The 6800-nt window shown below is 67.0% G+C and carries 5 protein-coding genes; all 5 read left to right on the top strand.

Translation table 11 applies throughout. The features are described from left to right. Positions 1 to 41: 41 nt before the first annotated feature. The 5 genes from hpnC (at position 42) to hpnE (ending at position 6542) form a co-directional block, all read left to right on the top strand. Positions 42 to 881, top strand: a complete 840-nt coding sequence (hpnC, locus tag DTW89_RS18300) for a squalene synthase HpnC (RefSeq protein WP_236637210.1) — start codon at positions 42 to 44, stop codon at positions 879 to 881. Positions 882 to 1216: 335 nt separating this feature from the next. Then, entirely contained in the window at positions 1217 to 2626 is a 1410-nt protein-coding gene (locus tag DTW89_RS18295; protein ID WP_114656974.1) for an L-serine ammonia-lyase, read from the top strand. Between the two features lie 245 nt (positions 2627 to 2871). Further along, positions 2872 to 4023, top strand: coding sequence for an ABC transporter substrate-binding protein (locus DTW89_RS18290; protein WP_114656973.1), 1152 nt, complete (start codon positions 2872 to 2874; stop codon positions 4021 to 4023). A 325-nt stretch (positions 4024 to 4348) separates the two neighbouring features. Further along, a complete protein-coding gene (hpnD, locus tag DTW89_RS18285; RefSeq protein ID WP_114656972.1) occupies positions 4349 to 5188 on the top strand; it encodes a presqualene diphosphate synthase HpnD in 840 nt (279 codons plus the stop codon). A gap of 28 nt (positions 5189 to 5216) precedes the next feature. Continuing rightward, entirely contained in the window at positions 5217 to 6542 is a 1326-nt protein-coding gene (gene hpnE / locus DTW89_RS18280) for a hydroxysqualene dehydroxylase HpnE (protein WP_114656971.1), read from the top strand. Positions 6543 to 6800: the final 258 nt, after the last annotated feature.

Genomic DNA, 6800 nt, shown 5'->3' with positions numbered 1-6800 from the left:
CTGCCCCCGGTGCTGCAACGGCGCCACAGTCTCCAGCGCCGGTGGTGGCGGCGCCCGTCACGCACTACGAAAACTTCCCCGTCGCCTCGCTGCTGTGCCCGCCACACCTGCGCCAACCCATTGCAGCCATCTACGCCTTTGCCCGCACGGCCGACGACATTGCCGACGAGGGGGATGCCCCCCCCGCACAGCGCCTGTCAGAGCTCGCCGCCTACCGCGCCGAACTGGCCCGCGTGGCCGCAGGCCAGACGCCCGCAGCACCCTGGGCCGCCGTGTTCGGCCCGCTGCAAGCCGTGCTGAACAAGCACGCGCTGCCAGTGCCTCTGCTCGACGACCTGCTCAGCGCCTTCATCCAGGACGTGGAAAAAGCCCGCGACGCGCAGGGCTACGCCGACCGCGCCGAGCTGCTCGACTATTGCCGCCGCTCCGCCAACCCCGTGGGCCGTCTGCTGCTGCACCTGTATGGTGTGACCGGCACCCAGGCGCTGGAAGAAAGCGACGCCATCTGCACCGCCCTGCAACTGATCAACTTCTGGCAAGACCTGTCCGTGGACATCCCCCGCGGCCGCCACTACCTGCCCCACGCCGACTGCGCCCGCCATGGCGCGGGCGCGGCAGACCTGCAGGCGCTGCACAGCACGCCTGACAACGCGCGCCTGATTGCCGACTGCGCCCGCTGGGCTCGCGACAGCATGGAGCATGGCGCCCCCCTGGTCCACCGCCTGCCCGGCCGCGCGGGGTGGGAGCTGCGCCTGGTGGTGCAAGGCGGCCTGCGCATTCTGGACAAGGTCGATGCCCTGCAGGGCGGCAGCCTTCACACCCGCCCGCGCCTGCATGCGTGGGACTGGGGCGTGATGCTGGCGCGCGCGCTGGTGATGTAGCGCCAACGCCCCTTCCCGCACGAGCAAAAAAGGCCCGGCGCCGGCAGTGCCGGCGCACGGCAACCGCGGCCGGCCAGGTGCCCGGTGGATAAAGACACGAGATAAGAAAGATTCATGGGAAGCAAGGTCGTCTGACCTTGCCTGCACCATGCGGCAACTATTGATGCCAAAACAGCCTCTAGCCCTTATGCAACAAGCGCAGGCAGCTATCAATATATAAGCGATTGATGGGCAGCGCGCCCTGACTTCCCCCAGGCCTCGTACCCAGGGCAGGGATAGCGAGCATGCTGCGGCATGGCCGCCCGGGTAGCCTCGCAACCATGTCCTCGTCCACCCTGTCCGTCAGCGTTTTCGACCTCTTCAAAATTGGCATCGGGCCGTCCAGCTCGCACACCGTGGGGCCCATGATTGCAGCGCGGCAGTTTGCCGTGTACCTGCGGGCCAGCGGGGTGCTGGCGGCGGTGCACTGCGTCACCGTGGAGCTGTTTGGCTCGCTCTCGGCCACTGGCGTGGGCCACGGCACCGACCGGGCCGTGCTGCTGGGCCTGGCCGGGCACGAGCCCGACCGCATCGACCCCGAACAGATCGCGCCCACCATTGCGCAGATCCGCAGCAGCGGTGCGCTGGCCCTGCTGGGCGAGCATAGCGTGCCGTTCATCGAAAAAGACCACCTGCTGTTTCGACGCAAAAGCCTGCCGCTGCACCCCAACGGCATGTGCTTTACCGCGCTGGACGCACAGGGCCACGCCATCGCCACGCGCGAGTACTACTCGGTGGGTGGCGGCTTTGTGATTGACACGGCGGGCGAGCGCGTGCTCAACACCGCCGCCACCGCGCAGCCCGACGCCGCAGGCCACGGCCAGGGCCTGCCCCATCCATTTCGCACCGGGGCCGAACTGCTGGCGCAATGCAAAGCCACGGGCCTGACCATGGCCCAACTCATGGCCGCCAACGAGCAGCATTGGCGCAGCGCCGCCGAAGTGCGCCGCCAGCTCATGGCCATCTGGCACACCATGGCCGGCGCCGTGCAGCGCGGCTGCGCCGCCACCGGCACATTGCCCGGCCCCCTGCATGTACGCCGCCGCGCTGCCGAGCTGCACAAAAACCTCAGCAGCCACCCCGAGGCCGCGCTGCGGGACCCGCTCGCCATGCTCGACTGGGTGAATCTTTATGCCATGGCCGTCAACGAAGAAAACGCCGCCGGTGGCCGCGTGGTCACCGCGCCCACCAACGGCGCAGCGGGCGTCATTCCGGCCGTGCTGCACTATTACGTCAACTTTTTGCAGGGCGCTGGCCAGCCCAGCGAAGACGGCATTGCCAACTTTCTTCTGACCGCTGGCGCCATCGGCATCATTTACAAAGAAAACGCATCCCTGTCGGGCGCCGAGGTAGGCTGCCAGGGCGAAGTGGGCGTGGCGTGCTCCATGGCTGCGGGCGCTCTGGCCGCTGTGATGGGCGGCAGCCCTGAGCAGATCGAGAACGCCGCCGAGATCGGCATGGAGCACAACCTGGGCATGACCTGCGACCCCGTGGGTGGGCTGGTGCAAATTCCCTGCATCGAGCGCAACGCCATGGGCGCCATCAAAGCCATCAACGCCGCCCGCATGGCCCTGCGCGGCGACGGCCAGCATGTGGTCTCGCTCGACAAGGTCATCAAGACCATGATGCAGACCGGCGCCGACATGAAAGCCAAGTACAAAGAAACTTCACGCGGCGGACTGGCGGTGAACGTGGTCGAGTGCTGAGGCAGCGATTGAGCCTGCCTTCCTGACCACTGTCCCGCCCCTACCAGCAGGGCGCGGTTGATGCAGCCCCGGCCCGACGGCAGCCCCATGCGGATGCTGGCCCCAGAAGGTTCATGGACGCCTTCGCTTTGACCCTGGCGGGGATGCGGCGTGTCGGCTGTTTCACGATACCCGGCCTCGTCTATGCCTGACACCAGCGGGGGATATTGGGGCTTCGTAGAATCGCTCTGAAATAGAAATTTACTATGAAAATTAACACATCGATTCGTCGCAGACTCCTCTCGACCGTCATCACTACTGTGCTGGCATTTCCCAGCGCTCACGCCGCAGACGGCGTCTCTGCCCAGCAACTCCTGATTGTCCAAACCATCACGCTGCAGGGCGGCAAAAACGACTACGGCGTCGCCGTGCTCGATGGTGTCCAGGCCTACCTCGCGCAGGTCAACCGCCAGGGCGGCATCGCCGACCGCAAAGTCGTCGTCAAGGTGCTGGATGACGATAACAAGCCGGCACAGGCAGAGGCCAACGCGCGCGAACTGATTACAAAAGACAAGGTCTTCATCGTGTTCGGCTCCATTGAAGGTGGGCCGTCCAACGCGGTGATGACGGTCACCAACGAGCTCAAGGTGCCTTTTTTTGGCCCCATGGCCGGTTCCCCCACGTTCCGCGCGCCGCACCAGCCGCTGGTTTTTCCTGTGCGCGCCGAGCACAAAGAAGAATTTCGCGCCTTGCTTGCACACGCGAAAAACCTGGGCATGACACGCGTGGCCTTCCTTCGCTCGGATTCGGCGGTGGGGCAGGAGCACCTGGCCAACGTGCGCAAGATCATCCAGCCTCTCGGACTGGAACTGGCGGCCGACCTGCCCTTCAAATCCGACATCAACGACGCGGGCATCAACGCCGTGGTGAAACAGATCGCCAGCAGTGGCGCGCAGATGGTGTTCAACCATGGCAGCCCCGGCATCTATGAAAAGATCATCCGCAAAGCGCGCGAACAGCAGCTGACCACCCAGTTCTATGGCGTCAACTCGGGTTCCACCCAGCTGGCCAGGCATCTGGGGCCGCTGGCGCAGAACATGATCTTTGCCCAGGTGATGCCCAGCCCCTGGGAGCGCAAGACCGCGATCACCCGCGCCTACCAGGAAGCCTTCAAGGCCTACAAGCCCAAGGAAGACTTTTCATACGGCAGTCTGGAAGGCTACATGACAGCCCGCGCACTGGTGGAGGCGCTGCGCCGCGCCGGCCCCAACCCGACCCGTGACAGCTTTGTCGCAGGGCTCAAGGACGCCGACCTCCAGATCGACGGCCTGAAGGTGAACTACCGCAATGGCACTCACACCGGCCTGTCGCTGGTCGACCTGGCCATCGTGACCCGCGAAGGAAAATTCCGCCACTAAGAAACGCCCAGCGGCACTCTGCCCCAAGGCCCCAAGCCTGCAGCCCGGCATGCCGCACCGAGACGAAGCCCTCACCTGGCCCGCGCAGACACCAGCACCCTGACGGCCACGACGCGGCAGCCCCGGAAGACGGCGACGACCACGACGCCAGGTTGTGCGCGAAGAGGTCACAAAAGAAGGAGCGGCGTTGACACCACGACGTCCGCTTCGATCAAACTATCAAAACAATAGCTGCTCGCGCTTACCCATCAAGCGCTAGAGGCCAAAAACACCTTAAACCCCGTCACCCCGGCAAGCCCTGTGCGCCATGGGACAATCTCGCCCCATGACACCGCAGCAGTACGTTCAACAAAAGGCCGTGGCCTCGGGCAGCAGCTTTTATTACGCCTTTCTCTTCCTTCCCGCGCCGCGCCGCGCGGCCATCACGGCGTTTTATGCGTTTTGCCGCGAGGTGGACGATGTGGTGGATGAAGTGACCGACCCTGGCGTAGCCCGCACCAAGCTGGCCTGGTGGCAGGCTGAGGTGGCCAAGGCCTTTGCCGGCCAGCCCACGCACCCGGTGATGCAGGCGCTAATGCCGCACACCGCCGACTACGGCATTGAGCAGCGCCACCTGCAGGCGGTGATAGACGGCTGCCAGATGGACCTGGAGCAAACCCGCTACCTCGACTTTGCGGGTCTGAAGGGCTATTGCCATCTGGTGGCGGGCATTGTTGGCGAGGTGGCGGCGCGCATCTTTGGCCAGACCGAGCCGCGCACCACCGAATACGCCCACACGCTGGGCCTGGCGTTCCAGCTCACCAACATCATCCGCGACGTGGGCGAAGACGCGATGCTGGGCCGCATCTACCTGCCGGTGAGCGAGCTGCAGCAGTTTGACGTGAAGGCGCACGAGATCTTGAAGCGCACGTATTCCGACCGCTTCACCGCGCTGATGCGGTTTCAGGCCGAGCGCGCACACCGGCTGTACGACGAGGCCTTTGCCCTGCTGCCGGATGCCGACCGCCGCGCGCAAAAGCCCGGCCTGATGATGGCCAACATCTACCGCACGCTGCTGCGCGAGATCGAGCACGAGAACTTCCAGGTGCTGCACCAGCGCATCCGCCTCACGCCGCTGCGCAAGTTCTGGCTGGCGTGGAAGGTGCAGGCACTGGGCCGGATGTAGCGGTGTGCAGGCCCAAGGCGTCCCTTTGATGAACGTGGCGGTGATCGGTGCAGGCTGGGCCGGCATGGCGGCGGCCGTGGGCCTGGCGCAGGCCGGCATTGCACCAACCGTATTCGAGACTGCGCGCGCCACCGGGGGCCGGGCCCGGGCGTTCAGCGGCCACGGCGTGCAGGGCGAGCCGCTGGTGCTCGACAACGGCCAGCACATCCTCATCGGTGCCTATGCGGAAAGCCTGCGCCTCATGCGGCAGGTGGGCGTGGATGTGGATAGCGCGCTGCTGCGCCTGCCGCTGGCCCTGGTCTTCCCCGACGGCACGGGCCTGCGCCTGCCCGATCTGCCCCCGCCGTGGGATGCGCTGCTGGGCATTGCCCGTGCGCGGGGCTGGCAGGCGGCCGACAAGCTGGCCCTGCTGCGCACCGCCGCGCTGTGGCGCGTGCACGGCTTTCGCTGCGCGCCGGGCACCACGGTGCAGCAGCTGTGCGCCAAGCTGCCCCCGCGGCTCATGGCCGAATTCATTGACCCGCTGTGCGTATCGGCGCTGAACACGCCCTCGCAGGAGGCGTGCGGCCAGGTGTTTTTGCGCGTGCTGCGCGACAGCCTGTTCAGCGGCCGGGGCGGCTCCAACCTGCTGCTGCCGCGCACCGACCTGGGCACGCTTTTCCCCGAAACCGCTGCGCAGTGGCTGCAGGCCCGCGGCGCACGCGTGCACACCGGGCGCCGCGTGCAAGCGCTGGCGCGCACTGCGCAAGGCTGGCGGGTGGATGGCGAGCTGTTTGACGCGGTGGTGCTGGCCACCTCCAGCACCGAAGCGGCGCGCCTGGCACGCGCCGCCCAGGCCAGCCTGCCCGCGCCCGAAGCGCGCGCACTCGACGCCTGGGCCACCACGGCCGAGGCGCTGCGCTTTACCGCCATCGGCACGGTGTACGCCCAAGCCGCACCGGGCACCCCCGCCGTGTTGCCGCAGCCGATGCTGGCGCTGCGGCCCGGCCCGGGGCAGCCCGCGCAGTTTGTGTTTGACCGGGGCCAGCTGGGCGGCCCCGCCGGGCTGCTGGCGTTTGTGGTGAGCGATGCCCATGGCGAGCGCGACACGCTCGAAGCGGGCGTGCTGCACCAGGCCGCCCGCCAGCTGGGCCTGGCCGGGCTGCGGCCCGTGCAGACCGTGGTGGAAAAGCGCGCCACCTTCGCCTGCACCCCCGCCCTGCAGCGCCCTGCCTGCGCCCTGGCCCCTCGCCTGTGGGCCTGCGGCGACTACACGCAAGGCCCCTACCCCGCCACGCTGGAGGGCGCGGTGCTGAGCGGCACGGCCGTGGCCCACGCGGTGGCGTCGCTTCGCAGCGCGGGAACCGCACTCTAATTTTTGAGTGTTTTTGGCCTCCAGCGCTTATCCATAAAGCGCCAGCAGCTATTTAATCAGTAGCAGTTTTGCCTGTGGGATGCACAGGCTGCCCCCGTCGGCATTGCCTTGGCCGACGCCCACACCACTGGGGATTCGATCGCAGCCCATGCCTGGCCGCGCAGGCCCGCCAATGCCCGCGCCTTGACACACATCAAATCCCCACACGCCCACGCCCCTAGACTGAAAAACCGCCCCGCGCCCGGGCCAGGTATACGC

The sequence above is a fragment of the Acidovorax sp. BoFeN1 genome (genome assembly GCF_003345135.1).
Taxonomy (GTDB): Bacteria; Pseudomonadota; Gammaproteobacteria; order Burkholderiales; family Burkholderiaceae_C; genus Acidovorax; species Acidovorax defluvii.
This window is presented reverse-complemented; position numbering and strand designations above follow the sequence as displayed.

Bases quoted from the DNA above. Each gene is read 5' to 3' on its own strand.
- DTW89_RS18290 (WP_114656973.1), top strand. From the start codon at position 2,872: ATGAAAATTAACACATCGATTCGTCGCAGACTCCTCTCGACCGTCATC.
- hpnD (WP_114656972.1), top strand. From the start codon at position 4,349: ATGACACCGCAGCAGTACGTTCAACAAAAGGCCGTGGCCTCGGGCAGC.
- hpnE (WP_114656971.1), top strand. From the start codon at position 5,217: ATGAACGTGGCGGTGATCGGTGCAGGCTGGGCCGGCATGGCGGCGGCC.